Consider the following 23722-nt stretch of genomic DNA (forward strand, 5'->3'; position numbering starts at 1 on the left):
CGTCAATCCGGCATCAATGCGTAGCCTTCGCCGCGCACGGTTTGCAGGTAAACCGGATTCTTCGGATCGGCTTCGAGCTTTCGGCGCAGGCGGTTGATCTGCACGTCGATCGAGCGTTCCGCGGCTTCGTTGTCGCAGAGATCGAGGCGCGAGAGCGGCCTGCCCGGATTGGCAGCGAAAATGCGCATGAGCTGGATTTCGCGTGTGGTCAGGCGGATCTGCATGTCGCCGTCCCAGAGCTCGCCGCGGGTGACGTTGAAACGCAGCGGCCCCAGCGAGATATCGTCGGCCTTTTTCATGCCCGGCATTTGCGCGCGGCGGAGAATTGTGCCGATGCGCAGCAGCAATTCGCGCGGTTCGAAAGGTTTGGCGAGATAATCGTCGGCGCCGCGTTCAAGCCCCTCGATGCGGTCGCCTGCCTCGCCGCGCGCCGTCAGCATGAGGATCGGGACGGGCGAGGTGCGCCGCAGCGACCGCGCAAAATCGAAACCGCTTTCGCCGGGCATCATCACATCGAGAACGATGAGATCGAAGGCGAGGCCTTCGAGCCGCGCCCGGGCCTCCGCGGCATGTTCGGCGGTGGTCACGCGGAAGCCATTTTCCGAGAGGTAGCGCTTCAGGAGTTCACGGATGCGGCGATCGTCATCGACGACGAGAATATGCGGCGCATCGTCGGCGACGGGTGCGCGGGCCGGCTCCAATGTGCTTCCCTGTTCTGCGGCCAAGTGCCGTCTCCTTCAGCCTGTGCGGCGCGTCAATTGGTCTGGGCCAGCCGGGCGGCAATGAGGCGCTCGACTTCCGGCCGGTCGTCCTCGTTCACGAGTGCAAGCAGCACGGCGCGCCAGGCGGCTTCGGCGCCGGGTCCGGCGCTTGCGAGCGCGGCGGCGACACGGGCCTGCTGCGGCGCAGCGAGGCGTTCTTCCAGTTCGAGACCGGCAGGCGTGAGGAAGAGCAGGCGCTGGCGCCGGTCCTGCTTGCCGGTTTCCTGTTCGATGAAGCCGCGCTCGATAAGCTGTTTCAGCACGCGGGCCAGGCTCTGCTTGGTGATGCGCAGGATGTTCAGCAATTCCGCCACGGTGATGCCGGGGTGGCGGCCCACGAAATGGATGACGCGGTGGTGGGCGCGGCCAAAGTCGTATTTCGCGAGCAGCTCGTCCGGATCGCTGATGAAGTCGCGATAGGCGAAGAAAAGAAGCTCGATGGCCTCGGTCAAAGGGCCGGTTTCGCGCGCGGGCATTCCTTGCGCGGGGAGTTCCGCCGCGCGGGCCGGGGCTTTTCCGGATGGTTTTGCCGTGACCGTCATTTTATGTCAGCCATGTTGACATATTTTCCGCTAAGTGCTACCCCTAACAAACCGCTTGAGACAGAATGGGCGCAAAGGCCGGGCAGATCGAATCTGCCGGTCAGTATAGAGGAAGTTCGCCCGAACTGGCTGTCTCCGGCAAATCCCTTAAAGGGGGACGCGGGCAGCCGGACAAGATTGGCAAAAACCGGCGCGGCGCGAAACGGCATCAGGAAGCATGGTCATGGCAGACGTTCCCTTCGACAAACGCGACGGCTTTATCTGGTTCAATGGCGAGCTTGTGCCGTGGGCGGATGCCAAGGTGCATGTGCTGACGCATGGGCTGCACTATGCGAGCTGCGTGTTCGAGGGCTGCCGGATGTATGGCGGCGAAATCTTCAAGCTGCGCGAGCACTCCGAACGGCTTATCAAATCCGCCGAAATCCTGGGCTTCACGATCCCCTACAGCGTCGAGGAAATCGACGAAGCCTGCATCGCGACGGTGCGTGCGCAGAAGCTGACCGACGGTTATCTGCGCCCCGTGGCATGGCGCGGCAGCGAAATGATGGGCGTCTCGGCGCAGAAGAACCGCATCAATTTTGCGGTCGCTGCATGGGAATGGCCGTCCTATTTCGATCCCGAACAGCGCAAGAAAGGCATCCGCCTCGACATCGCGCAGTACAAGCGCCCCTCGCCGGAAACGGCGCCTTCGATGGCGAAGGCGGCTGGCCTCTATATGATCTGCACGATCTCGAAGCATGCGGCGGAGAACAAAGGCTATGCCGATGCGCTGATGTATGACTATCGCGGCTATGTAGCGGAAGCGACGGGCGCCAACATCTTCTTCATCAAGGACGGCGTCATCCACACACCGAAACCCGACTGTTTCCTCGACGGCATCACGCGGCAGACCGTGATCGGTCTTGCCAGGGCGCGCGGCTACGAGATCGTCGAACGGCATATCAAGCCGGAAGAGCTTTCGGATTTCTCCGAATGTTTCATCACCGGCACGGCGGCGGAAGTGACGCCGGTGGGCGAGATCGGCCCGCACAAGTTCACGCCGGGCGAGATCTCGAACAATCTCCACCAGGACTACATCGCTGCGGTTCACGCGCATCAGCATCGCGCCAAGGCGGCGAACGGCTGAAAAAGCCGGTATCGAATGAAATAGGCGGCTCCTTGCGAGCCGCCTTTTTGTTTGGTCAGGGTGATTTCTTCCAGCGATGAACGGCTCGCTCGTCGCTCTCGCGCGCATCGACCCATTGCGACTCGCCGTTCCGCTCTTCCTTCTTCCAGAAGGGCGCGCGCGTTTTCAGATAGTCCATGAGGAAGGATGCCGCCTCGAAAGCGGCTTGGCGATGGGCGGAGGCGGCGATGACCAGCACGATATTGTCCCCCGGCTGGAGAATGCCCACGCGATGGACAATCAGGCTTGCCTGAAGCGGCCAGCGGCGATGCGCTTCCTCCTCGATGCGGGCGAGTTCCTTTTCCGTCATGCCGGGATAGTGCTCGAGTTCGAGCGGCACATCGCGCACAAGGCCGGAAAAGGTCACGACAGCACCGATATCCGTGCGGCCTTTCGTCAGCGCCTTCACTTCGGCGCCGATATCGAAATCCTGCGTCTCTACGCGGATCATGGCCTCAACCGCCGGTGACGGGCGGGAAAAAGGCGATTTCCGATGCGCCTGCGACCGGCGTTGCAAGGTCGCCATGTTCCTGATCGACGGCGCAGCGGATGACGGCGAGATCGGCGAAGGCAAGGGCGTAGTTCTCGCCGCGCGATTTCAGCCAGTCGATGACGCCCGCGACATCGCGAATGGCGGCGGGCAGCGTCACATCTTCCTCGGCTATGCCGGCCTTCTGCTTCACCCATGCGAAGTAGAGGAGTTTCACGAGCCGGATTCCTGTTTGGCCGCTGCGGGCGGCTGCTTCTTCGCGGGTTCGTCCTCGCGCAGATGGACGATACCGGCGCGGAAATAGTCGATGCCGGTGTAGAGCGTGAGGATCGCCGCTGCCCAGAGCAGAGTGAGGCCGGTCTCGGTGACGCCGGGCACGATCTTGTCGGCGGCGGGGCCCGCAAGCAGGAAGCCGAGCGCGACCATCTGGATCGCGGTCTTCCATTTTGCAAGCTGAGTCACCGGCACGCTGACGCGCAGTTCGGCCAGAAATTCGCGCAGGCCCGAGACGAGAATTTCGCGGCAGAGAATGATGATCGCTGCCCAGATCGCGACGTCGGCGATGATGCCTCGCCATGTCAGCGCGATCAGCACGACGGCCACGAGGAGCTTGTCGGCGATCGGATCGAGCATGCGGCCGAGCTTCGACTGCTGCTCCCAGGCGCGGGCGAGATAACCGTCGAAGAAGTCGGTGAGGCACGCAACGATGAAAAGCGCGAGTGCGACCCAGTGCGAGAGATCGCCCGGAATATAGAAGCAGGCCACCACTGCGGGCACCAGCGCGATGCGGAAATAGGTCAGCAGGTTCGGAAGATTGGTGGCCATTCTGCGGTCAGCTCCGTTGTCAGCGGCCAGAGTTTAGCACTCCCGACCTGAATGTCGCGCCATACGGCGCATATTCAAGGTGCCGAATCGGGATTTCCGTGAAAATGATCGTAAACGGTGCGCGCGACCTTTTCGCTGATCCCTTCCACCGCCTCGAGGTCGGCAAGGCCAGCCCGGGAGACGGCGCGGGCGGAACCGAAATGCTGCAGCAGGGCGCGCTTGCGGCCGGGGCCGATGCCCGGAATTTCGTCGAGCGGATTTGCGCTGACGGCCTTTGAGCGGCGTGCGCGGTGGCTGCCGATGGCGTAGCGGTGGGCTTCGTCGCGCAGGCGCTGCAGGTAGTAGAGAACGGGGTTGCGCGGTTCCATCATGAAGTCGGGCTTGCCCGCCATGAAGAAGCGTTCGCGGCCCGCATCGCGCTCCGGCCCCTTGGCGACGCCGACAGCCGTCACATTGTCGATGCCGAGTTCGGCCAGCACATCGAGCGCGACTTTCAGCTGGCCAGCGCCGCCGTCGATCAGGATGAGGTCGGGCCAGGCATCGTCATTCGCCTTGTTCTCCTCGCTCTCCTTCAGGAGGCGGGTGAAGCGGCGCGTCAGCACTTCGCGCATCATGGCGTAGTCGTCTCCCGGTTCCACATCCTCGCCCTTGATGTTGAACTTGCGGTACTGGTTCTTCATGAACCCTTCGGGCCCGGCGACGACCATGCCGCCGACAGGCTTGGTGCCGGAGATATGGCTGTTGTCATAGACCTCGATGCGGCCGGGCGGTGCGTCGAGATCGAAGACTTCGGCCACGCCTTCGAGGAGCTTTCGCTGCGTCGAGCTTTCGGCGAGGCGGCGGCCCAGCGCCTCGCGCGCATTGGTGAGCGCGTGATCGACGAGTGCGCGCTTCTCGCCACGGCGCGGAACGCCGACAGCGACCTTGCGTCCGGCACGAATGGTGAGCGCCTCGGCAAGCAGCGCGCGGCCCGGTACATCATGGCTCAGGAGTACCATGCGTGGGGGAGGGCGATCCTCGTAAAACTGGGCGAGGAAGGCGTCGAGCACTTCCTCCGTCGAAAGCTCCTTGTCGTGGCGCGGGAAATAGGCGCGGTTGCCCCAGTTCTGTCCGGCGCGGAAGAAAAAGACCTGTACGCAGGTCTGGCCGCCTTCGGCCCAGGCGGCAAAGACATCCGCTTCGGCGACGGTTTGCGGGTTGATCCCCTGATGCTGCTGGATCTGCGTCAGCGCGCGGATGCGGTCGCGGTAGATCGCGGCGCGCTCGAAATCGAGATCGGCCGAGGCCTGATCCATCAGCGTCACGAGTTCGCGCTGCGTCTTGCGGCTGCGGCCCTTGAGGAAGTCGCGCGCTTCGGCGAGGAGCATTGCATAGCCCTCCGCGCCGATCTCGCCGGTGCAGGGCGCGCTGCAGCGTTTGATCTGAAACAGGAGGCAGGGCCGCGTGCGGCTCTCGAACACGCTGTCGGAGCAGGAGCGCAGCAGAAACGCCTTTTGCAGTGCGTTGAGCGTGGCCGTCACGGCGCCGGCGCTGGCGAAGGGGCCGTAGTAATCGCCGGCGCGCGCGCGGGCGCCGCGATGTTTCAGAACTTGCGGGAAGGCGTGGTCCCCCGTCAGCAGGATGTAGGGGAAGGACTTGTCGTCCCGCATCAGCACGTTGTAGCGAGGCTTCAGCCTCTTGATGAGGTTCGCTTCCAGGAGCAGCGCGTCGGTCTCGGTCGCGGTGGTGATGAATTCCATCTGCGCCGTGGCGGCGATCATGCGGGCGATGCGGTTCGAATGGCCGCCGAGCTTGGCGTAGCTCGCCACGCGCTTTTTCAGGCTCCGCGCCTTGCCAACATAGAGCAGACCGCCATCGGCGGCATACATGCGGTAGACGCCGGGGCTGTCGGGCAGGAGTTTGACCTTGGCCGAAATAAGTACCGCGCCCACGGGTTTTTCCGGGACGGCGGGCTCGTTTCCTGTGTTGTCGCCGGATTCGCTCATTGTCTTCTGTATAGCATCGCCGGGGCGGGGCGGGATGGGCATCGCCCACCTTCCATGTTGCTGCGTCGCCTGTGGATAAGTTTGTTGAAAGCTTTCGCTGCAGAAACCCGAGTTTCCGTCAAGGTCTTGTAATAATTAGGATTTGTGACGCCGGCCGGAAATCTCGCCGGTTTTTAAGGCATTGAAACATATGAGTTTTTTGACCTATCCGGCCACATCCGAAAGGTTGCGGCGAGCCCGGGCTGTAATATTCGGGCTCGCGGAACCTGCTGACGCTGCTGTGCACAAACCTTCCGTATGCGGCATTTGGAATCTGCAAATCGTTGATTCCATTGCCGCTTTCCGGGGAGCTTCCGGCGTCAGGAACGATGGCGTGTGCGCTCGATCTCGACGCCGACGCTGGAGGCTTCGGGAATGACGGCAAGTTTTTCCACGCGGACCCGTGCCACCTGCACCCTTTCGTCGCCGAGGCAGGAGGCGGCGATACGTTCGGCGAGCGTCTCGACGAGGTTCAGGTGGCCTTCCTCGACGATCGCGCGGATGTTGCCGACAACGGTCGCATAACAAACGACGTTTCTCAGGTCATCGCCATGCGCGGCCTCGGCGACGGTGAGATCGACATTGACGCGGATGGGCTGGGTGCGGCCCTTCTCGTCCTTGTAGACGCCGATATGGGCATCGAGCAGCAGATCGCGGACAAAGACATGGCGGATCGCGCGCTCCGCATTGGCGATCTTGAGCGGTGTCACATTGTCGGGCTGGCTCATTGAGTGTCCTATTCGGAAATGCCGGTCACGTCCGGCGTTTCCCATGCGAGGTGCTGGCCGCCATCGAGCGCGATCATCTGGCCGGTCATGGCGGGCGCGGCGAGGATAAACCTGATCGCGGCGTAAATCTCTGCCGGCGAGGTGCCGCGGCGAAGAATTGTCGAGTCGAGCTGCTTCTGGAAGTCGGAAGCGGACTGGCGCGCATTTGCAAGCGTCGGGCCGGGGCCGATGGCGTTGACGCGGATCGAAGGAGCGAGCGAGCGGGCGAGGATCTGAGTCATGTCCCAGAGCGCCATCTTGCTGACCGTGTAGGAAATGAAGCGAGGCGTCGGCGCCCAGACGCGCTGGTCCACGATATTGACGATATTGCCTTCCGTGCCTTCGGGAAGCTGCGCGGCAAAGCCCTGCGAGAGAAAGGCAGGCGCGCGCAGATTGGTGTCGAAATGGGCGGCCCAGCTTTCGGGCGTCATGGTCTCGATCCCGTCATGCTCGAAAAGCGAGGCATTGTTGACGAGAAGCGTGAGCGGCCCAACGGCGTTCGTGGCAGTGCCGATGAGAGCCTGCGTCGCCGCGAGGTCCGACAAATCGGCATGAATGGTCTCGGCCTTGCCGCCCGCGGCGCGGATTTCGGCTACGGCCTCGGCGGCTTCAGCGGCCGAATGGTTGTGATGCAGTGCCACTGTCCAGCCGTCGCGCGCAAGACCGAGCGCTATTTCGCGGCCGACGCGACGTGCGGCGCCGGTGACAAGTGCTCCTTTGGATGCTGCGTTCATGGCCCGGTCCTTCAGGCGGCCGGCATGTGGCCGAAGGCGAACATGGCGTAGAGATAGGCGCCGTAGGCGGCGAGGAAGAGAATGCCCGCACCGCGCCCGACCTTGCGGCCCGTCATGGCGATGGGCAGCAGAAGCACGGCGGCGCCGAGCATGACCCAGAGATGGAAGGACAGGAAGTCGGACGAAACCGAAATCGGCGCGATGATCGCGGTGATGCCGAGGATCGCCAGGATGTTCATGATGTTGCTGCCGATGATGTTGCCGACCACCACATCGTCATTGCGCCGGAAGACCGCCATGACGGAGGTGGCAAGTTCGGGCAGCGAGGTGCCGACGGCTATGAGCGAGAGGCCGATCACCGCGTCCGACACGCCGAATGTTTCGGCAATGTCGATACCGCCATCCACGACGAAGCGCGCGCCGAGCGGCAGGCCGGCAATGCCGAAGAGAATCTTGAAGGCTATGAGGCGGCGCGACAGGTTCGGTGGTTCGATATCGCCATGCGGCAAGTCATGGGCGCTGGCCGTGCCTTCGCAAAAGGCGTCGTCCGGCCTTTCGGGCGAGGGCACGGCACCGCCTTCGGTGGCGGCGCAATAGGGGTTCTTGCGGGCGTCCCAGCCGGAATAGACGAGATAGGCAGTGAGCATGCCGAGCAGAAATACACCTTGCCAGAAGGCGAGCGGACCGTTGAAGCAGAGCGCAATCAGAAGCACGCTCGCCGCAAGCATGATGAGCATGTTGTGCGGCACGGCGCGGCCGGCGCAGGCGATAGGCGCAATAAGGGCTGGAATACCGAGGATGAGCAGAATGTTGGCGATGTTGCTGCCGACGACATTGCCGAGCGCGATGCCCGGCGCGCCGGCAAGCGCGGCGCGGACGCTGACGAGAAGTTCGGGCGCCGAGGTGCCGAAGGCAACAATGGTAAGCGCGATAAGGAGGGGCGAAAGCCCATATCGGGCGGCGAGTGCCGATGCGCCCTGAACGAGAAAATCGCCGCATACGATCAGGATCAGCAGGCCGCCTGCGACCAGCAAGAACATTTCGGACATCAACAAGCCTCGTCAGGGAAATGGGCCGGCCTTGCCGGTGGCAGCATGCCAGCGGCGTCCATGCGATAGATGCGGTCTATGGCCCGCATTTCGGCGCCCGATCCTCTCATCAATGGCAGGTCCGCCCCCGGTCCCGGTTCCAAGGCATATAGGGGCGCGGCGGCAATATGGCAAGAATGTCGCCGGAATCCTTTGTCGAGGCTTAATTCCGGCTTGGTCAGGCCTCGTAGATTGCGTAGTGCTTGCGGGTGCGTTCCACCACCTCCCAGGTGCCGGAAAAGCCGGCCGGAATGACGAAGGCATCGCCAGCCCGGACGGTCATTGCGGCGCCATTGTCGCTGGTGATGACGCTGACCCCTTCAAGGATGTGGCAGAACTCGTCCTCGGTGTAATGGATGATCCACTCGCCGGGATCGCCCTCCCAGATGCCGGAGAAGAACTTGCCGTCCCGCGAGGTATAGAGGTTCCAGCTCCGGTTCTGCGGATGGCCCTTGACGATGCGCTCGGGGGCCGGGCTCCCCTTTTCGGGCCTCAGATCCTTGATGTCGAAGGGGATCAGCGCAGCTTTCATCGATTTCTCCCATGCCTGTTTTCCTGATCCTACCACTTCATTGGCCGGGAGATTGCTGGGAGTGGGGAGAGAATCCGCATCGCGTCCCGAAAAGGGACAAGTTGGGTCAGGTCGGTACGATGAGCGTTTCGAGCGAAGATTTTACCATGGTCCCCGAGGCGGGCGGGGCGGCCCGGCCGCGCGGCATCAATGCGCGCTTCAGGGCGGGATATGAAGCGCGGCTCGCCCATGCGGCAGGGATCACGATCTACGAAACATTCGAGGCGGCGGAGCCGGTCTGGCGCGCCTTCGAGGGCCGGGCACGAGGCACGGCCTTCCAGAGCTTCGACTGGCTTTCCATCTGGCATGCGCATGTCGGTGCGGTGGACGGGATCGAGCCGGCCATTGCCGTGGTGGCGCGGCAGGGCGAGACGCTGCTGCTGGCGCCGCTCGGCATCGAACGGAAACTGGGGCTTCGCCGCCTTGTCTGGCTCGGCGGGCGGCTTGCCGACTACAAGGGGCCGCTGATTGCGCCGGAGTTCGCGGCGCAGGTTCCGCCTTCGGAGTTTCCGGCGCTGTGGCGGCAGATTCGCCGGGCGCTGCCGCGACACGATCTCGTGCTGCTCGAGAACCAGCCGCTTTCTCTCGGCACGCCGGATGCGCCGTTCGACAATCCATTTGCGGCGCTTGGCGGCGAGCTGGCGCCGGACGTGGCTTATGTGTTCGATCTACCGGGCGATTTTGAAACCTTCACGCTTCGCTACCGGGCGGAGACGCGACGTGCCGACCGCTCCAAGCTGAAAAAGCTGGAAGCGGAAGGCGAGCTGACATTCCGCTTCGCGGTAACGCCGGAAGAGCGGATGGCGATGGTGAGCGAGACGCTGGCGCGCAAGGCGGCACAGCTTGCGGCACAGGGCATACCGTCGATCTTTTCGGACGAGCGATACATTGCGGCCTTTCGCGAGCTGGCGCTGCTGCCGGAAGACCGCAAGTTGGTCGAGGCGGCGGAACTCCGGCTCGATGGCGTGTTCCTCTCGGGCAGCATCGGGCATCTGAAAAACGGGCGCACCACGCTGATGGTACATACCTATGATGCCGAGAAATTTCCGCGGCTGTCGCCGGGGCGGCTTCACCTGCTGAAGCTCATCCAGTCGAGCATTGAACGCAGGATCGGCGTCTACGATCTGTCCGTCGGATATGCGGCCTACAAGGAGAGTTTCTGCGAGGCGCCGACGGAGATGCGCAATCTTGTGGCCGGCGCTTCGCCTGCCGGTGCGCCGGTGGCCTTTGCGCTGCGTCAGGGGCTTGCGCTCAAGCGGTTCGTCAAGAACGAGCCGCGCCTGATGGCCACGTATCAGGCGGCGCGGGAACGCTTCGCAAAGAAGTGACATTGATATTGCCAATTTAATGGCGGCTGCCTAATCTTGCCGGTGATCCGACAGGAGGCATCATGCTGCGTATCACCGGGCCGAGACTGCTCACCGCTGTTCTGGCGCTTTTCTATGGCTTGTTCGTCTGGTGGTATGGCGGTGCGGGAAAACCGCTGACGCCGGAAGAGGCTGCGCATTATTTCGCGCTGCTGGACGGGCGTGAACATTCGCATCCGAACCCTTCGCTCCGTGCAGCGATGGAGGCGCTGGCGCGGAACGATGACGGGCGCGAATTCTACATGGTGAACCTCATCAACGACCCGGAAGACCCGGAGGCGGCGGCGGCCTATAACCGGCTCATCATTCCCGAACTTCTGAAGCGCGGCGGGCATCCTGTTTTCATCGCACGCCCCATTGGCCGGTTCATCGAGCCCGAGGGGCTCGAGGGCTGGGACCAGGTGGCGATCGTCCGATACCGGAGTTTCCGCGACCTGCTCGATATGATCACCTCGGACCTGGCAGAGGAGATCGAAGAGCTGAAGGCGGGTTCCGTATCGAAGACGCATGTCTTCCCCACGCATATGGAGTTCAGCTTCATCTGGGTGCGGTTCATCGTGGCGGTGCTGCTGATTGCGATTGGTGCGATGCTCCATCTCGCGCTCGGTCGCTTTGCCTTCTATTCGCGGGGCTGATCAGCGCGGGCGTTCATCCCAGGGTTCGAGCACGCCGGCAATGCGGCGCGGCGATGGATCGTCGATTTGCGCTATGGCGGCAGCGGAAATCTCGTCATGCGTCAGCCAGCGCGAGGCGCCGTTTTCGCGCATGAAGCCGAGGATCACCGCCGCATAGGTAATGTCCGTCTGATGAGCGAAGGCATCGGCCCTGAGCGCCGCGATGGACGGTTCGCCATTGCTCCCGGTGAGGATCGAGCGCGAACCCATGACTTCAACGAGAAGGCCACGCGGCGCGATCAATGCGTCGATTGCTGCACGGAGCAGTTCCGCGCGCGGCCTGATCCAGGTCAGTGCCAGTTCGAAGGGTGCATGATCCGCCAGTGCATCGAGCAAATGCGCTTCGTCCTCATAGGAGATCGGGAGGCGGGTGAGCTTCGCATCGAGCGCGGCACTGCCGAAGGAAAAGACACTGGCATTGCGCGAGACGAGAACGCATTCATCCGCGCGCATGGCCGCATGACGCGCCGCGGCGGCGAGCATGCCGGTGGTGCCGAGGAGGAGGGCTTTCGTCAAGCCGCAGGGCCTAGCCGCGCACGCGCTCATAGGCTGCGAGGCCGCGATCCGTTATCCGGTCCGTGTAGTGCCGGAAGAACCGATAGGCGTGATGGAGCGCAGGCGTGCCGAGCACGAGCGCGGCGGCAGCGAAAGTGACAAAGCCGCCGCCGACCAGCACGTCCGTCATCCAGTGCGCGCCGGCAGCAAGGCGCGGCAGCGAGAAGACGATGGTGAGGCCCGTGGCGATGAGGCCGACGCGCCAGCCATAGCCGAGCCACCAGACCAGCGTGAGCAGCATGGAGACGGTGGCGTGGTCGCCGGGGAAGCTCGTGTTCGAGCCTTCCTTGGCGCGCGACCAGGAAACGAAATCCTGAATCGAATGATAGCTGTCGAGGGCAAGCGAGGGCGAGAAGCGTGGGAAGGAAATCATCTCGCGCTGAAGCATGATGACGAGGCCGAGCAGCACGACGGTCGCCGCGCCGAAGGCGAGCCCGTGGCGGAACTCCTCCATGCCGTGGCGCGAGATGACAGCCAGATAGAACCCGGCCAGCACGAGGGCGGAGAAGACATCGAACAGGCGGTCGCCCGTAATGGCCCAGAAGCCGGCGAAACCCTGACCCCAGGTCACCGTTTGATTCAGCGCCTGAAAGGCGGCGACATCGAAGGCGTCCCAAACGGCGCGTGTTGCGGGCACGAGCCATGAGACGAAGAGCAGAATGGACAGGCCGCCCCAAATGGCGAGATGCCGGACGTTCCACCGATGCTCGAATATGCCTGTGACGCTGCCGTTCATTGCGGCGCTTTTCTCCTCTGCCGGTTTCATGACCGAATTATAACAGATGTTTCTCGAATTGATGAATTTTCCGGCCGTATCAGGCGGCGGGGCGGGGCCCGGCGGCCGCCGCCTCGGGCGCGGCAAGGCGGAGCAGCAGGCGATAGGCAAGCGCGCCTGCGATCATGGCGCCGAGGCCCATCACCACGCCCATGTCGAAGGTTTCCGGCAGATAGGCTTCGGTGGTGATGAGATGCCGCGTACCGCCGATTTCGATGAACTCGCGGTGCTGGAAGGGCCAGACGGCCAGCAGCGAGCCGCCCATGATGCCGGTGGCGGCGAGCATCATCGGCTGTGCATGGCGGGCGAGCAGGGCGCTCAACACGCGCGACAGGACGACGGCACCGAGGACTGCGCCTGCGATGAAGGGTGCGAGATAGGCGAAATCGACCCGTGCGACGGCCTCGATCGTTGCCGCATATTTGCCGAGGACGAGGAGCATCAGCGCAGCGGAGAGGCCGGGCATCATGGCGGCAACGGCGACGGTGAGCCCGCATAGGAAGAGGAACCAGATCTCGCTTGGCGTATCGACCGGCGTCAGCAGCGCCATCGAGACGCCGGCCGCGACACCGAGCGCGAGCCAGAGCCAGTCGAACCCGTGCGGCAGGCCGTGGCGGCGCAGCATGGTGGCGGTGGCGGCCGCGATCAGGCCGAAGAAAAGGCCGAACATGATCTCGGGCAGTTCCTGCGTCATCAGTTCGACGGGCACGACGCGCGAGAAGAAGGAGATGCCGGCGGCGGCGCCCGCGATCAGCGTCACCACGAAGACGAGATCGACATGCCGCATCGCATCGACGAGGCGGCCGGCGCGCAGCAGGCGCAAAAGCTCCGTATCGAAGCTCGCAACGGCGCGGATCAGGCGGCGATAGAGACCGAGGATCAGCGCGAAGCTGCCGCCGCTGACGCCGGGCATGAGCTGCGACACGCCGAGCAGCGTACCGCGCAGGAAGGGTGCCACCGGGCTCGGCCCGCCTTCGCCGGCGCTGCCGATCTTCTCGATGGCAACGAGCCAGAGATCGACCGCGCGGTCCGTGACGAAGCGCATGCCGCCTGTGAGATAGTGGAGGAGCGGCGTGCCGAAGATGAGCGCCGCGGTGAGCAGCGTCACGAAGCCGCCGCCGACCATCGCATCGGTCAGCCAGTGCGCGCCGGCCGCCATGCGCGGCAGGGCGAAGGCGAAGGTGAGCGCAAGCGCGAGAAGGCCGATGCGGCGGCCGAAGGCCGGCCACCAGCAGAGCGTCAGCAGCATCATCACGGTGGCGTGGTCGCCGGGAAAGCTGTTCGGCGCCGCTTCCTTGGCGCGCGACCAGGGAATCCAGGACTGGATCGAGTGCGTCGCGTCGAGCATCAGCGTCGGCGACATGCGCGGATATTCGATCCATTCGCGCTGCAGGGCGATCACGACCAGCAGGATGATCGAGACGGCGCCGCCATAGGCGATGCCGTGGCGGAGCTGCTCCATGCCGCCGCGCGAGATGATGTAGAGATAGAGAATGAGTACGATCAGCGCGGAGAAATAGTCGAAGCGGCGGTCGCCCGTCAGCGCCCAGAAGAGCGCGACGGAGCTGTCCAGCGCCACGGTCGCGTTCATCATGCGGAAGAAGGCGAGGTCCACCGCGTCCCAGAGGGCGCGCGTCGGCGGGAAGAGCCAGGAGGCGAACAGCAGCAGCGCAGCGCCGGTCCACAGTGCAAGCTGGCGCAGGTCCCAGCGATTGTCGAATATGCCGGTATCGGCGCGGTCATGCATCGAGAACTGTTCCCCCATCTTCCCGGATGTCACCGATTTGACACAAGTATAGGGCCCGTCCGTCCTCCGGCGGACTATTTCCGGCGCCGACAGGGACGTTTCGGCGGCAAGCGTGGCGAATATGATTCACTTTGGGGCGCTTGGATGGGCGCGCAGGCGGGGCGGGCCGCTTTAACGGATTTGTGACTGGCGAGTGCGGGCGCGGCTTCCCAAATGACCGCTGGGACCGGATTTTCGAGGGAGGAGAGAATGAGCGGCTTCATGGAGGCGCTGGCCGAGGCAAGCGCCGCGCAGGATGCCTATATCGCGGCGCTGCCCGCCTGGGTGCAGTACTGGATGTACTGGATGCTCGCCGTGCTGGGGCTCGGCAGCCTCGTCTTTTCCTTCTTCCGCTCCGAGGCGCGCTGGCTGCTGCTCGGCTTCGTCCTCTCGGGCGTGGCGGCGATGGGCCTCGGCATGACCATCGGCTGGAACAAGCTCTGGGGCGTGACGCATCTCGTCTTCTGGACGCCGGTCGCACTGCTTTTCATCCGCCGCTGGAGCCGCATCGACAAGCGCAGCGTCTACGGCGTCTGGTTCGTGCTGGCACTCGCAACGATGATCGTGTCGCTGGTCTTCGATGCGAAGGATGCGGTGGAGTATGTGATGGGTGTGTGAGGGGGAGGGCGCTTTGGTATTTGCTTTCTGACAAGTTCCCCAAATGGAGCCACAACCAAATCGTCATGACCCGCTTTATGCGGGTCATCCACGTCTTGGCTGACTTAGAAGGGAAGAAAGACGTGGATGGCCCGGACAAGCCGGGCAATGACGTGAAGTGAGGTGAGGGCGAGCGGAACTACCGCCCCTTGCCCTTGTACTTCCGCGCCCTTGTCCCCGGCTTGCCTGACGTCGACCGCCCCTTCGGCTTCACCGTGCGCGCCACGCTTTCCTCGACTGCCGATTGCCTTGCCATGGGGTCGTCCGCAATCGCGAGTTCGGTGGCTTCCAGCCGCTTGATCTCGTCGCGCAGGCGCGCGGCGGTTTCGAATTCGAGGTCTGCGGCGGCTTCCTTCATACGGGTTTCGAGGTCCGCGATATGGGCGCGGAGATTGTGGCCGATGAAGCTCTCATCCGCCTCGCCCGTATCGACGCGGACATGGTCGCGCTCATAGACGCTCTCGAGAATGTCGCCGATATTGCGGCGGATACTCTCCGGCGTGATGTTGTGCTCGATATTGTAGGCGCTCTGCTTTTCGCGGCGGCGGTTCGTCTCCGCGATGGCGCGTTCCATCGAGCCGGTGATGTTGTCGGCATAGAGGATGACGCGGCCATCGACGTTGCGCGCGGCGCGGCCGATGGTCTGGATGAGCGAGGTTTCCGAGCGCAGGAACCCCTCCTTGTCGGCATCGAGGATCGCGACCAGCGCGCATTCGGGAATGTCGAGGCCCTCGCGCAGCAGGTTGATGCCGATCAGTACGTCGAAGGCGCCGAGGCGCAGGTCGCGGATGATCTCGATGCGCTCCAGCGTGTCGATATCGGAATGCATGTAGCGCACGCGGATGCCCTGTTCATGCATGTATTCGGTCAGGTCTTCGGCCATGCGTTTCGTCAGCGTCGTCACCAGCACGCGGCTTCCCTTCGCCGCCACCTCGCGGCATTCGGCGACGAGGTCGTCCACCTGTGAGGCGACGGGGCGGATGATGGTCGGCGGGTCGATGAGGCCTGTCGGGCGGATCACCTGTTCGGTGAAGACGCCGCCCGTCTGCTCCATTTCCCAGGGGCCGGGCGTTGCCGAGACGAAGACCGATTGCGGCCGCATCGCGTTCCATTCCTCGAAGCGCATCGGCCGGTTGTCGACGCAGGAGGGCAGGCGGAAGCCGTATTCCGCGAGCGTCGATTTGCGCCGGTAGTCGCCGCGGAACATGCCGCCGATCTGCGGCACGGTGACATGGCTTTCATCGGCGAAGACGAGCGCATTGTCCGGCAGGTATTCGAAGAGCGTGGGCGGCGGCTCGCCGGGCTTGCGGCCCGTGAGGTAGCGCGAATAATTCTCGATGCCGGCGCAGCTTCCCGTCGCCTCCATCATTTCAAGGTCGAATTGCGTGCGCTGTTCGAGGCGCTGCGCCTCCAGCAGCTTGCCCTGTCCCTTCAGTTCCTGCAGGCGGACCTGCAGGTCGTGCTTGATCTCTTCCATCGCCTGATTGAGCGTCGGGCGCGGCGTCACGTAGTGCGAATTGGCGTAGAGCTTCACGTCCTTGAAGGTCGCGGTCTTCTGGCCGGTCAGCGGATCGAATTCAGAAATCTCCTCCACCTCGTCACCGAAGAGCGAGATGCGCCAGGCGCGGTCTTCATAGTGAGCGGGGAAGACTTCCACCGTGTCGCCGCGCACGCGGAAAGTGCCGCGGCCGAAGGCCTGATCGTTTCGCTTGTATTGCAGCGCCACGAGATCGGCGAGAAGCTGCTTGCGGTCGAGCCGCTCGCCCACCTTCACGCTGAATGTCATGGCCGAATAGGTCTCGACCGAGCCGATACCATAGATGCAGGAAACCGAGGCGACGATGATGACGTCGTCGCGTTCGAGCAGCGCGCGGGTCGCTGCGTGGCGCATCCGGTCGATCTGCTCGTTGATCGAGCTTTCCTTTTCGATATAGGTGTCGGTGCGCGGCACATAGGCTTCGGGCTGGTAGTAGTCGTAATAGGAAACGAAATACTCCACCGCGTTTTCCGGGAAGAAGCTCTTGAACTCGCCATAGAGCTGCGCGGCGAGCGTCTTGTTCGGCGCGAGGATCAAGGCCGGGCGCTGGGTGCGGTGGATGACCTGCGCCATCGTATAGGTCTTGCCGGAGCCCGTGACGCCGAGCAGCACCTGTTCGCGCTCGCCCTTCTGCACGCCCTCGACGAGTTCGGCAATCGCGGTCGGCTGGTCTCCGGCGGGTTCATATTCAGAGACGAGCTTGAAGCGGACGCCGCCTTCGGATTTTTCGGGCCGCTCGGGGCGGTGGGGCGCGAAAAGCGGCCAGCTTGCCGGATCGCCCTTGAGCGCGCCTGCCCATGAGTCGCGGTCGGCCTGCGCCAGCGCCTCGCGGTCCGCAGGCACGAAGCTTGCGCCCGGCGCTTCGGCCATGCCGCCCGGCAGGGGCCGCTCGGAGCCGCGCCCGAATGATTTGAACTTGTCTCTCGCCATGTGCCCAATATGGCGTGAGTCAGCCCCCGTTCAAAGGGCCAAGGGCGCGACGGGAACGGGCCGGGCATTCCAGGCGCCTTGTCAGGCGCGGCTTTCCATTGCGTGAGGCATCTGCAATCCTCGCAGCCATGAATCAGCCTGCCGCATCTTCCGTCCGTTCCGGCGCGCACTGGACGATCTATCTGCCCTCGCTCGCGGTCGCGGGCACATGGGGGCTCGTCTACTTCTGGGCCGTCACGCGCGATCCTGCGCTTTCCGCCATCGCCGCCATTGCGCTGGCGATTGAAGTGGCGGTGGTGCCGCTGCTCCTCATTCATGCCTTCTTGCGCGCGCGGGTGCTTGAGGCGGAAGTGGGTGCGGGGAAATTGAGGCTCGTCTCGGGGTTTCCGGTGCGGCGGCGGCTCGACATGGAACTTGGCGAGATTGCCGTGGCACAGGTCCGCCGGCCCGTTGCGCAGCGGCTTTTCGGCGGCGGCGCGCTCGCTCTTATCACGCGGCAGGGCAAGCGCCACCTCGTCGCCGATCTCGCCGATGCGGATGCGATTGCCGCCGCCATCAACAATGCGATCAGAAGGAACGGGGCTGCATGAGCCAGATGCTTGATTTCAACGAGGCCGCCGCGAAGGCGCTCGAGGCGATGTATCTGACGCCGGATGTGGTGGCGCAGCGCGCCCGTGTGCTCGATCTGCTGGCGCCGCGGCCGGGCGAGAGGATCATCGATATTGGTGTGGGGCCCGGACTGCTCGCGGAGGATATCGCGCGTCTCGTCGGCGACACGGGCCGCGTCACCGGGCTCGATATGGCCGAACCGATGGTGAAGATGGCGCGGACGCGGCTTGCAGCGCTGCCCCAGGCCGAATGCGTGGTGGGCGAGGCGACGTCGCTCGACTTTGCCGACGGCACGTTCGATGCCGCCGTGTCTACGCAGGTTTACGAATATGTGGCCGACATGCCGAAGGCGATGCGCGAGCTGCACCGCATCCTGAAGCCGGGCGGGCGGGCGCTGATCCTCGATACGGACTGGCGCAGCATCGTCTGGCACTCGTCGGACGAGGCGCGCATGGCCCGCATACTCGATTGCTGGGACGGGCATCTCGCCGATCCGCATCTGCCGGCCAGGCTCGGGCCGCTGTTTGCGCGGGCGGGCTTTCAGGTGCGCCGTGTCGAGGTTGTGCCGATGCTGTCGCCGCAATGGCAGCCCGTGTCCTATGCGGCGGGCATCATGCGCACCATTCACGGCTATGCGCGGGCGAACGGCGCGGCAAAAGGCATAGCGGCGGAGGAGATTCAGGCCTGGTATGACGATCAGCTCCGGCTCGCGGAGCGCGGCGAGTTCTTCTTCAGCGTAAACCGCTACGCCTTCCTCGCCACGCGCTAGTCTTTCGCGTCTGGCCCGTAAAGCGCAAGATAGGCGTCGATGATGCGGTGGATCTTCTCGTCCGCATCGGCGGGCAATACCGCATCTGCCCGGAATAGCGCGGGCCAGATGAAAACCTCTTTCAGCATACCGCCGCCAAGACGCGCGCCGAAGGCGCTGTCATGCGGTTTCAGCATGCCACGCCGGATCATTTCGTCGATCACAGTCATGAGGCTGTCATTGCGGCGGTTGCCCAGGAAGTCATACATATCGGCGGCAAGTTTCGGCACGCCCGGCACTTCGGCCATGACGATCCGCATCAGCGCGTTGGCCTTGTTGCCGAACTGGATTGCCAGATAGATGCGGCAAAGGCGGTAGAGAACGTCGCGGGCGGTATCGCCGGGCTTGATTGCCCCGGAATAGTCACCGGTCGCGAAGGCGACTTCCTTGACGATGGCGGAGAACAGCTCCTCCTTCGAACGGAAATGCTTGTAGAGGGTGGCGGTCGAGACGTCCGCGTCGCGGGCTATGTCGGCCATACCTGCGGCGGTATAGCCCGACTTAAGGAAGTGTTCCTTCGCCGCCCGGAGAATGGCGGTGCGTTTCTGGTCGCTGATCTTACGGCGATGCGTATCGAGTCCCAATTGCCGTTTCCCGCTGAGTCTTCTTTTCTAGTTGCCGTAAATCTTCAGATAGGCGTCGATGCAGGAATCAATCTTCGCGTCGAGATCGGCAGGTTTTTCGAAGCGGGAGGAAAAGAGCGCCGGCCAGACAACGAATTCCTTGACCATGCCACCGAGATGCAGCGCGCCGTCATGTGTGTTGTGAGACTTGAGATCACCGCGTTCCACGAGAACGTCCAGGGTAGTCCTAAGCTGTTCGTAGCGCGCCAGGACGCCGTCATTGTAGACGGCATTGGCGAGATGGGGTGCGGTCGGAACTTCAGCGATGACGACGCGAAGAAGCTCGTTCATCCGGTGATCGAATTGCTGCTCGACATAGGCGTCTGCAAAGCGCCTGAGGACTTCGCGCACACCCACACCCTGGCCCTTGATGTCGGTTGGCATAAGATTGTTTATCGTTGTGCAGGCATCCTCGACGATCGCTGCAAAAAGTGCGTCCTTCGAGGCGAAATGCTTGTAGAGAGTTGCGGTCGAGACGTCCGCATCCCGTGCGATATCGGCCATGGCCGCGCGGCTGTAGCCGCCGTTCAGGAAGTTTTCGCGCGCTGCCTTTAGGATTGCGGCCCGTTTGGTCTCGCTTACCGATCTTCTGTAGCTTGCCAATCCCAAAATGCAGCCGCCTCCAAGTTGACCAATGCCGCTCAACTACCTGCGCAATATTCAATACGTCGAATATTCGGCGGGTGGTCAAGCGCAATCCGGAAAACGGCCATCTTGCCTTTGTGTCCATATTTCCGTCTTCTTGACCTTACGCATACGGACAAAAATTGGATCATCAGAATTGTTGAGAGAGGCTTGCATTTGCAACAGGGCTCGCGAAGAGGACATAACGCAGCGGCCCTCTTTCCCTTGCATCGAAGGGATAGCAGGTGACGAGGGCAATGCCGTCGCCCTGGCGCGGATCGATGCCGGACCGGCCCGCATCGACAATTCTGGATTCGGAAATCTTGTACTCGTGTCTAGTTCCGTCGGACGTTGTCAGGATGACGACATCGTCATCTTTGAGTTCACGGAGAATTGAAAAATGCGTATCGCGGTGTGCCGCGATGACTGTCGTGCCCAGCCTGCCGGGCAGCGGCGTTGCGGCCAGATGGCCGGGGCCGAAGGCGAGGGCTTCGCCGCTCGCATTTGAGAGCACAATCTGACTCACGCCGTGCGAGGGGAATTCGAGTTTCGCCACCGGCCAGGCATCCGCCCATGACCAGGCCTTGTGCGGCTGGCCGTCGCGCAAGGTGCGTTCCCATGCGCGGTCGAGCAGCAGCTGCGCGAGTTCCGCCTTCCCCTTGATGTAGAGACCGTGGCCCAGTTGCCAGCTGCCAAAGGCGGCACAAAGGAAAATCGCGGCGGCCCAGAGCAGGGCCGCCGCATTGCGTTTCGGAAGGGCGCTCATTGCCGGTGCCTTGCCCAGGCCGTCGAGACCCAGAGGCGCTGCAGCCAGCGGAATGCGGCAAGCAGGGCCGCAAGCATGAGCAGGAAAGTGCCGGACTGGATCAGCGAGGGGGCGCCGGTTGCCGTTTGCGGCAGGGCGATGCCGGCCGTCGCTTCGGCTGCCGGGGGCGGTGCGGCGGCCATCGCAAGCTGCGCACCCGCAGGCATTCTGCTGGCATGCCTGGCAGCGGTCGCCTGTTGCGGCCCGAAGACCTTTTCGTAATTCCAGCCTTCGGGCAGGTTCACCGGCAGGTCGCGCTGTGTAAGCGGGGTGCCTTCGGGCCGCGCGGGGGTAACGTCGATGGCGACAAGGCTCGTGCGGCGGCTTACGAGATGGTGGTCGAGCGCGACCTGCAGGATCTCGCCGTCATTCATCTCCCAGTTGCCTGCGATCTGGGCGTCGGCCTCGAGCTGTTCGATCTTGCGGCGTGCCCAGAGTTTGCCGATGCCGGGGCGCATTTCGCCCGCATCCACGGCCATGCTCACTGCCCAGGGCTTGCCCGCCACATCACCGTTGAGGGTGAGCGTGCCTCTGGCTTGCGCCATGCGGGCGGAGAGGACGATGGGTTCGCCCTTGTAGAGATCGGGCACGGGGTTCGGCCAGCTCTCTGTGCGGCGGCCATCGGGCCAGGAGGCGGTGATGTTTGTCATCACCGGGCTTTCGAGCTTTTCAAACAGCTTGGTCATGCGCTCCTTCACCTGCGTTTCCGAGCCGATATGGGTGTAGGTGCCGCGGCCCGCTTCGGCGGCGCGGGTCATGAAGTAGCTGTTCGGCGCGGAGCCGATGCCGACCGTGAAGACGCGGGAGCGGCCGAGATTTGACGTGATCTCGGAGAAGAGTTCACGTTCGTTCGAGATGGCGCCATCGGTCAGGAAGACGACCTGGCGGACGCGGGAACCGTCCCGGACATTCCTGTCGCGGAGCGCTGCTTTCAGGGCGGGCAGCATTTCCGTGCCGCCGCGCGCCTCGAGGGCTTTCACGAATTTCCTCGCCATGTCGAGATTTTCGCCATGAGCGGGAACGGCGGCGGGGAACAGCACATCCATGGTGTGGTCGAAGCGGATCACGTTGAACGTGTCGCCAGGCTTCAGCCGGTCGAGGGCAAAGAGCAGGCTTTCCTTCGCTTGCACCATCGACGGGCCGGACATGGAGCCCGAATTGTCGATGACGAAGATCGCCTCGCGCGGGCGGGCCTCCGGCTGCACCTCGCCGGAAGGCGGTGTCAGCATGACGAGGAGATAGTCCTCATTGCCGATCCGCTCGCGGAAAAGGGCGGCGGATGGTGCGCGCGTCTCTGCCGGCTGCCAGACGAGTTCGAAGTCCTTGTCGGCGGGCGTGACGTCTTCGGCGAGCTTCAGGGCGGCCTTGTACTTGCCGTCGCGCGTGAGAGCGATCTTGTGGTGCGGGCTCGCCACATCGCCAAGCGGAAAGCCCGCATCGAGCGTGACGGCAAGGCTCACGGGATTGATCTTGCCTTCATCGGGGTGAAGCACCGGCGGCTGTTCGAGGCCGTCCGAAGGATCGCGAGGCTGGATATGGCCCCAGCCGCCTTCGCCGGGCGCAAAGTCCACAAGCTGCGGTTCGGCGGGTTGCGGCACGTAGCGCGGCGCGACCACCATCGGGAAGCGCAGCGAGAATTTCTCGCCATCGCGTCGCACCGTCTGCTGATACTCGATCTGGATAACGATCGTCTCATGTGGACCGATATTCGCCACGGAATTGATGAAGGCATTGGGGCGCTGCTGCTCGATGAGGCTCGCGCGCTGGCCGCTGTCGCGGGCTTCCTCATAGGCGCGGCGGGCTTCCGCCTTTTCCTTGATCTGGCCCTCGATCACGCGATCGCCGATGACCATTTTCAGCGTGTCGACGGCGGAATTTTCCGGCAGCGGGAAAACATATTTGCCCTCCACCCAGCCATCGCCCGGATTGATGAAGTGCTGGGTGACGCGGGTCCGTGCGATCGGGCCCGTCACATCGATCTTCACATCGGTGGCAAGGAGCGGCGCCGGGACATAAAGGCCGGGCTCGGTGGAATTGAACAGCAGCGCGCCGCTTTCCGGGCCGTTCAGCGCGACCAGGCCGCGCGTATCGGCCTGCGCATGGCGCGCAAGGCTCGCAACGATGAGCAAGGCAAGGCAGACAAAAGCAGAAAACAAGGCAAGCGAATGGGACCAGCCGCGCGGACGAGCCGCTGTGGCCGGACGGACCGGTGAATAGGACATGGCAATTCTCCCCGCGTTTTGGCGCGCCCAAGACTGACCCTCCTCAGGCGGACAAATTGTCGCGGGGAAATGGGGCGCAACGGGTCACGAAAGGCGACAGGACCGGACCCATTTCAAGGCCATTTTGTGTCACGCCGGCTCACACGGGAATTTCGGGAGGATTCTCCGCCTACGGACGCCAGCTCATCGGCACATGCAGTGGCTGATTCTGCACGCGCGCCAGCCAGGCGTTCACGGCGTTGTAGGGCGCGAGGTCGAAAGCGCCTTCATGCGCGACATGCGTATAGGCATAGAGCGCGATGTCGGCGATGGAATAGGCGCCGCCTGCGAACCATTCATGCGATGAGAGGTGACGATCCATCACGGCGAGCGCGTCATGGCCGCGGCGGTGCCATTCGGGAAACATTGCCGCCTTTTCCTCGCGGCCGCCCGGCTTGATCGAATGCCAGAAGCGGGCGACGGCAATATAGGGTTCGTGGCTATATTGCTCGAAGAACATCCATTGCAGGGCCTGAGCGCGGGCAAAGCCATTGTCCGGCAGAAGTGCTGTGCCCTCGGCGAGCCAGAAGAGGATCGCGTTCGATTCCGGCAGGCTGCGTCCGTCCCCGAGTTCCAGCGTCGGGACGCGGCCATTCGGATTGCGCTTCAGGAAATCCTCGGTCCGGCTCTCGCCTTTCAGGATGTCCACATCCACGAGTTCGAGGGGCTGGCCCAGCTGATGCGCGGCGAGGCGTACCTTGTAGCAATTGCCGCTGTCCTGCATCTGGTAGAGGCGCATATCGA

25 protein-coding genes are annotated in these 23722 nt (G+C 63.6%); 6 read left to right on the forward strand and 19 right to left on the reverse strand.

Annotated features, from left to right (window positions below):
• Nucleotides 1-2 precede the first annotated feature (2 nt).
• Together ACK4FH_RS08820 and ACK4FH_RS08825 are read right to left on the reverse strand one after the other, a co-directional pair.
• Entirely contained in the window at nt 3-725 is a 723-nt protein-coding gene (locus tag ACK4FH_RS08820; RefSeq protein ID WP_409812773.1) for a response regulator, read from the reverse strand.
• Nucleotides 726-754: 29 nt separating this feature from the next.
• On the reverse strand, nt 755-1237 hold the full coding sequence (locus ACK4FH_RS08825; RefSeq protein WP_409812775.1) for a MarR family winged helix-turn-helix transcriptional regulator: 483 nt from the start codon (nt 1235-1237) through the stop codon (nt 755-757).
• A 289-nt stretch (nt 1238-1526) separates the two neighbouring features.
• Here ACK4FH_RS08825 and ACK4FH_RS08830 point away from each other — a divergent pair, with 289 nt between their 5' ends.
• On the forward strand, nt 1527-2429 hold the full coding sequence (locus ACK4FH_RS08830; protein WP_409812777.1) for a branched-chain amino acid aminotransferase: 903 nt from the start codon (nt 1527-1529) through the stop codon (nt 2427-2429).
• 55 nt (nt 2430-2484) lie between these two features.
• On the opposite strand, the gene ACK4FH_RS08835 is transcribed toward ACK4FH_RS08830, so the two are convergent.
• From ACK4FH_RS08835 to ACK4FH_RS08870, 8 genes are all read right to left on the reverse strand, one after another.
• Entirely contained in the window at nt 2485-2919 is a 435-nt protein-coding gene (locus ACK4FH_RS08835; RefSeq protein WP_409812778.1) for a molybdenum cofactor biosynthesis protein MoaE, read from the reverse strand.
• 4 nt (nt 2920-2923) lie between these two features.
• On the reverse strand, nt 2924-3175 hold the full coding sequence (gene moaD, locus ACK4FH_RS08840; protein WP_409812780.1) for a molybdopterin converting factor subunit 1: 252 nt from the start codon (nt 3173-3175) through the stop codon (nt 2924-2926).
• Nucleotides 3172-3783, reverse strand: a complete 612-nt coding sequence (gene pgsA / locus ACK4FH_RS08845; RefSeq protein ID WP_409812781.1) for a CDP-diacylglycerol--glycerol-3-phosphate 3-phosphatidyltransferase — start codon at nt 3781-3783, stop codon at nt 3172-3174. The genes moaD and pgsA overlap by 4 nt, the downstream gene beginning before the upstream one ends.
• A 74-nt stretch (nt 3784-3857) precedes the next feature.
• The gene (gene uvrC / locus ACK4FH_RS08850) at nt 3858-5768 is read right to left on the reverse strand and encodes an excinuclease ABC subunit UvrC (RefSeq protein ID WP_409812783.1); all 1911 of its coding nucleotides are present in this window, start codon (nt 5766-5768) and stop codon (nt 3858-3860) included.
• A 359-nt stretch (nt 5769-6127) separates the two neighbouring features.
• Entirely contained in the window at nt 6128-6535 is a 408-nt protein-coding gene (gene folB / locus ACK4FH_RS08855) for a dihydroneopterin aldolase (protein ID WP_409812785.1), read from the reverse strand.
• A gap of 8 nt (nt 6536-6543) precedes the next feature.
• Nucleotides 6544-7308: an SDR family oxidoreductase gene (locus ACK4FH_RS08860; RefSeq protein ID WP_409812787.1), complete on the reverse strand. Its 765-nt coding sequence runs from the start codon at nt 7306-7308 to the stop codon at nt 6544-6546.
• Nucleotides 7309-7319: 11 nt separating this feature from the next.
• Nucleotides 7320-8357 carry a calcium/sodium antiporter gene (locus tag ACK4FH_RS08865; protein WP_409812789.1) on the reverse strand — a complete coding sequence of 346 codons (1038 nt, stop codon included), beginning with the start codon at nt 8355-8357 and terminating at the stop codon, nt 7320-7322.
• A 217-nt stretch (nt 8358-8574) separates the two neighbouring features.
• Nucleotides 8575-8928 carry a cupin domain-containing protein gene (locus ACK4FH_RS08870; protein ID WP_409812790.1) on the reverse strand — a complete coding sequence of 118 codons (354 nt, stop codon included), beginning with the start codon at nt 8926-8928 and terminating at the stop codon, nt 8575-8577.
• Between the two features lie 119 nt (nt 8929-9047).
• On the opposite strand from ACK4FH_RS08870, the gene ACK4FH_RS08875 reads away from it, so the two are divergent.
• Nucleotides 9048-10295, forward strand: coding sequence for a GNAT family N-acetyltransferase (locus ACK4FH_RS08875; protein ID WP_409812792.1), 1248 nt, complete (start codon nt 9048-9050; stop codon nt 10293-10295).
• 62 nt (nt 10296-10357) lie between these two features.
• Complete coding sequence (locus ACK4FH_RS08880) at nt 10358-10969, forward strand: hypothetical protein (protein ID WP_409812793.1); 612 nt, start codon at nt 10358-10360, stop codon at nt 10967-10969.
• Here the strand turns inward: ACK4FH_RS08880 and ACK4FH_RS08885 are convergent, their stop codons facing one another.
• From ACK4FH_RS08885 to ACK4FH_RS08895, 3 genes are all read right to left on the reverse strand, one after another.
• Nucleotides 10970-11524 carry a hypothetical protein gene (locus tag ACK4FH_RS08885; protein WP_409812794.1) on the reverse strand — a complete coding sequence of 185 codons (555 nt, stop codon included), beginning with the start codon at nt 11522-11524 and terminating at the stop codon, nt 10970-10972. It abuts the gene before it with no gap.
• A gap of 10 nt (nt 11525-11534) precedes the next feature.
• Nucleotides 11535-12299, reverse strand: a complete 765-nt coding sequence (locus tag ACK4FH_RS08890) for a phosphatase PAP2 family protein (protein WP_409812795.1) — start codon at nt 12297-12299, stop codon at nt 11535-11537.
• Between the two features lie 79 nt (nt 12300-12378).
• A complete protein-coding gene (locus ACK4FH_RS08895; protein WP_409812797.1) occupies nt 12379-14103 on the reverse strand; it encodes an undecaprenyl phosphate translocase family protein in 1725 nt (574 codons plus the stop codon).
• Nucleotides 14104-14334: 231 nt separating this feature from the next.
• Here ACK4FH_RS08895 and ACK4FH_RS08900 point away from each other — a divergent pair, with 231 nt between their 5' ends.
• Entirely contained in the window at nt 14335-14742 is a 408-nt protein-coding gene (locus ACK4FH_RS08900) for a hypothetical protein (protein ID WP_409812799.1), read from the forward strand.
• A 178-nt stretch (nt 14743-14920) separates the two neighbouring features.
• On the opposite strand, the gene uvrB is transcribed toward ACK4FH_RS08900, so the two are convergent.
• Nucleotides 14921-17248 carry an excinuclease ABC subunit UvrB gene (uvrB, locus tag ACK4FH_RS08905; RefSeq protein ID WP_409812801.1) on the reverse strand — a complete coding sequence of 776 codons (2328 nt, stop codon included), beginning with the start codon at nt 17246-17248 and terminating at the stop codon, nt 14921-14923.
• A 128-nt stretch (nt 17249-17376) separates the two neighbouring features.
• On the opposite strand from uvrB, the gene ACK4FH_RS08910 reads away from it, so the two are divergent.
• Together ACK4FH_RS08910 and ACK4FH_RS08915 are read left to right on the forward strand one after the other, a co-directional pair.
• Nucleotides 17377-17838 carry a PH domain-containing protein gene (locus ACK4FH_RS08910; protein ID WP_409812803.1) on the forward strand — a complete coding sequence of 154 codons (462 nt, stop codon included), beginning with the start codon at nt 17377-17379 and terminating at the stop codon, nt 17836-17838.
• The gene (locus ACK4FH_RS08915; RefSeq protein ID WP_409812804.1) at nt 17835-18626 is read left to right on the forward strand and encodes a class I SAM-dependent methyltransferase; all 792 of its coding nucleotides are present in this window, start codon (nt 17835-17837) and stop codon (nt 18624-18626) included. The genes ACK4FH_RS08910 and ACK4FH_RS08915 overlap by 4 nt, the downstream gene beginning before the upstream one ends.
• On the opposite strand, the gene ACK4FH_RS08920 is transcribed toward ACK4FH_RS08915, so the two are convergent.
• The 5 genes from ACK4FH_RS08920 to ACK4FH_RS08940 form a co-directional block, all read right to left on the reverse strand.
• On the reverse strand, nt 18623-19249 hold the full coding sequence (locus tag ACK4FH_RS08920; protein ID WP_409812806.1) for a TetR/AcrR family transcriptional regulator: 627 nt from the start codon (nt 19247-19249) through the stop codon (nt 18623-18625). The genes ACK4FH_RS08915 and ACK4FH_RS08920 overlap by 4 nt on opposite strands.
• Before the next feature lie 27 nt (nt 19250-19276).
• The gene (locus ACK4FH_RS08925) at nt 19277-19933 is read right to left on the reverse strand and encodes a TetR/AcrR family transcriptional regulator (protein WP_409812808.1); all 657 of its coding nucleotides are present in this window, start codon (nt 19931-19933) and stop codon (nt 19277-19279) included.
• Between the two features lie 130 nt (nt 19934-20063).
• The gene (locus ACK4FH_RS08930) at nt 20064-20678 is read right to left on the reverse strand and encodes a class GN sortase (protein WP_409812810.1); all 615 of its coding nucleotides are present in this window, start codon (nt 20676-20678) and stop codon (nt 20064-20066) included.
• Nucleotides 20675-22939, reverse strand: coding sequence for a marine proteobacterial sortase target protein (locus tag ACK4FH_RS08935; protein WP_409812812.1), 2265 nt, complete (start codon nt 22937-22939; stop codon nt 20675-20677). Before ACK4FH_RS08935 ends, ACK4FH_RS08930 begins: the two co-directional genes overlap by 4 nt.
• Nucleotides 22940-23108: 169 nt before the next feature.
• Nucleotides 23109-23717: a glutathione S-transferase family protein gene (locus tag ACK4FH_RS08940; RefSeq protein WP_409812814.1), complete on the reverse strand. Its 609-nt coding sequence runs from the start codon at nt 23715-23717 to the stop codon at nt 23109-23111.
• Between the last annotated feature and the right edge of the window lie 5 nt (nt 23718-23722).

Origin of the sequence: Parvibaculum sp. (assembly GCF_046297875.1) — a bacterium.
In the GTDB taxonomy this organism is placed as follows: Bacteria; Pseudomonadota; Alphaproteobacteria; order Parvibaculales; family Parvibaculaceae; genus Parvibaculum.

Excerpts from the sequence above, each read along its gene's own strand:
- ACK4FH_RS08825 (WP_409812775.1), bottom strand. The coding sequence starts at position 1,237 with ATGCCCGCGCGCGAAACCGGCCCTTTGACCGAGGCCATCGAGCTTCTT.
- ACK4FH_RS08830 (WP_409812777.1), top strand. The coding sequence starts at position 1,527 with ATGGCAGACGTTCCCTTCGACAAACGCGACGGCTTTATCTGGTTCAAT.
- ACK4FH_RS08835 (WP_409812778.1), bottom strand. The coding sequence starts at position 2,919 with ATGATCCGCGTAGAGACGCAGGATTTCGATATCGGCGCCGAAGTGAAG.
- pgsA (WP_409812781.1), bottom strand. The coding sequence starts at position 3,783 with ATGGCCACCAATCTTCCGAACCTGCTGACCTATTTCCGCATCGCGCTG.
- uvrC (WP_409812783.1), bottom strand. The coding sequence starts at position 5,768 with ATGAGCGAATCCGGCGACAACACAGGAAACGAGCCCGCCGTCCCGGAA.
- folB (WP_409812785.1), bottom strand. The coding sequence starts at position 6,535 with ATGAGCCAGCCCGACAATGTGACACCGCTCAAGATCGCCAATGCGGAG.
- ACK4FH_RS08860 (WP_409812787.1), bottom strand. The coding sequence starts at position 7,308 with ATGAACGCAGCATCCAAAGGAGCACTTGTCACCGGCGCCGCACGTCGC.
- ACK4FH_RS08865 (WP_409812789.1), bottom strand. The coding sequence starts at position 8,357 with ATGTCCGAAATGTTCTTGCTGGTCGCAGGCGGCCTGCTGATCCTGATC.
- ACK4FH_RS08870 (WP_409812790.1), bottom strand. The coding sequence starts at position 8,928 with ATGAAAGCTGCGCTGATCCCCTTCGACATCAAGGATCTGAGGCCCGAA.
- ACK4FH_RS08875 (WP_409812792.1), top strand. The coding sequence starts at position 9,048 with ATGAGCGTTTCGAGCGAAGATTTTACCATGGTCCCCGAGGCGGGCGGG.
- ACK4FH_RS08880 (WP_409812793.1), top strand. The coding sequence starts at position 10,358 with ATGCTGCGTATCACCGGGCCGAGACTGCTCACCGCTGTTCTGGCGCTT.
- ACK4FH_RS08890 (WP_409812795.1), bottom strand. The coding sequence starts at position 12,299 with ATGAACGGCAGCGTCACAGGCATATTCGAGCATCGGTGGAACGTCCGG.
- ACK4FH_RS08895 (WP_409812797.1), bottom strand. The coding sequence starts at position 14,103 with ATGGGGGAACAGTTCTCGATGCATGACCGCGCCGATACCGGCATATTC.
- ACK4FH_RS08900 (WP_409812799.1), top strand. The coding sequence starts at position 14,335 with ATGAGCGGCTTCATGGAGGCGCTGGCCGAGGCAAGCGCCGCGCAGGAT.
- uvrB (WP_409812801.1), bottom strand. The coding sequence starts at position 17,248 with ATGGCGAGAGACAAGTTCAAATCATTCGGGCGCGGCTCCGAGCGGCCC.
- ACK4FH_RS08910 (WP_409812803.1), top strand. The coding sequence starts at position 17,377 with ATGAATCAGCCTGCCGCATCTTCCGTCCGTTCCGGCGCGCACTGGACG.
- ACK4FH_RS08915 (WP_409812804.1), top strand. The coding sequence starts at position 17,835 with ATGAGCCAGATGCTTGATTTCAACGAGGCCGCCGCGAAGGCGCTCGAG.
- ACK4FH_RS08930 (WP_409812810.1), bottom strand. The coding sequence starts at position 20,678 with ATGAGCGCCCTTCCGAAACGCAATGCGGCGGCCCTGCTCTGGGCCGCC.
- ACK4FH_RS08935 (WP_409812812.1), bottom strand. The coding sequence starts at position 22,939 with ATGTCCTATTCACCGGTCCGTCCGGCCACAGCGGCTCGTCCGCGCGGC.
- ACK4FH_RS08940 (WP_409812814.1), bottom strand. The coding sequence starts at position 23,717 with ATGCGCCTCTACCAGATGCAGGACAGCGGCAATTGCTACAAGGTACGC.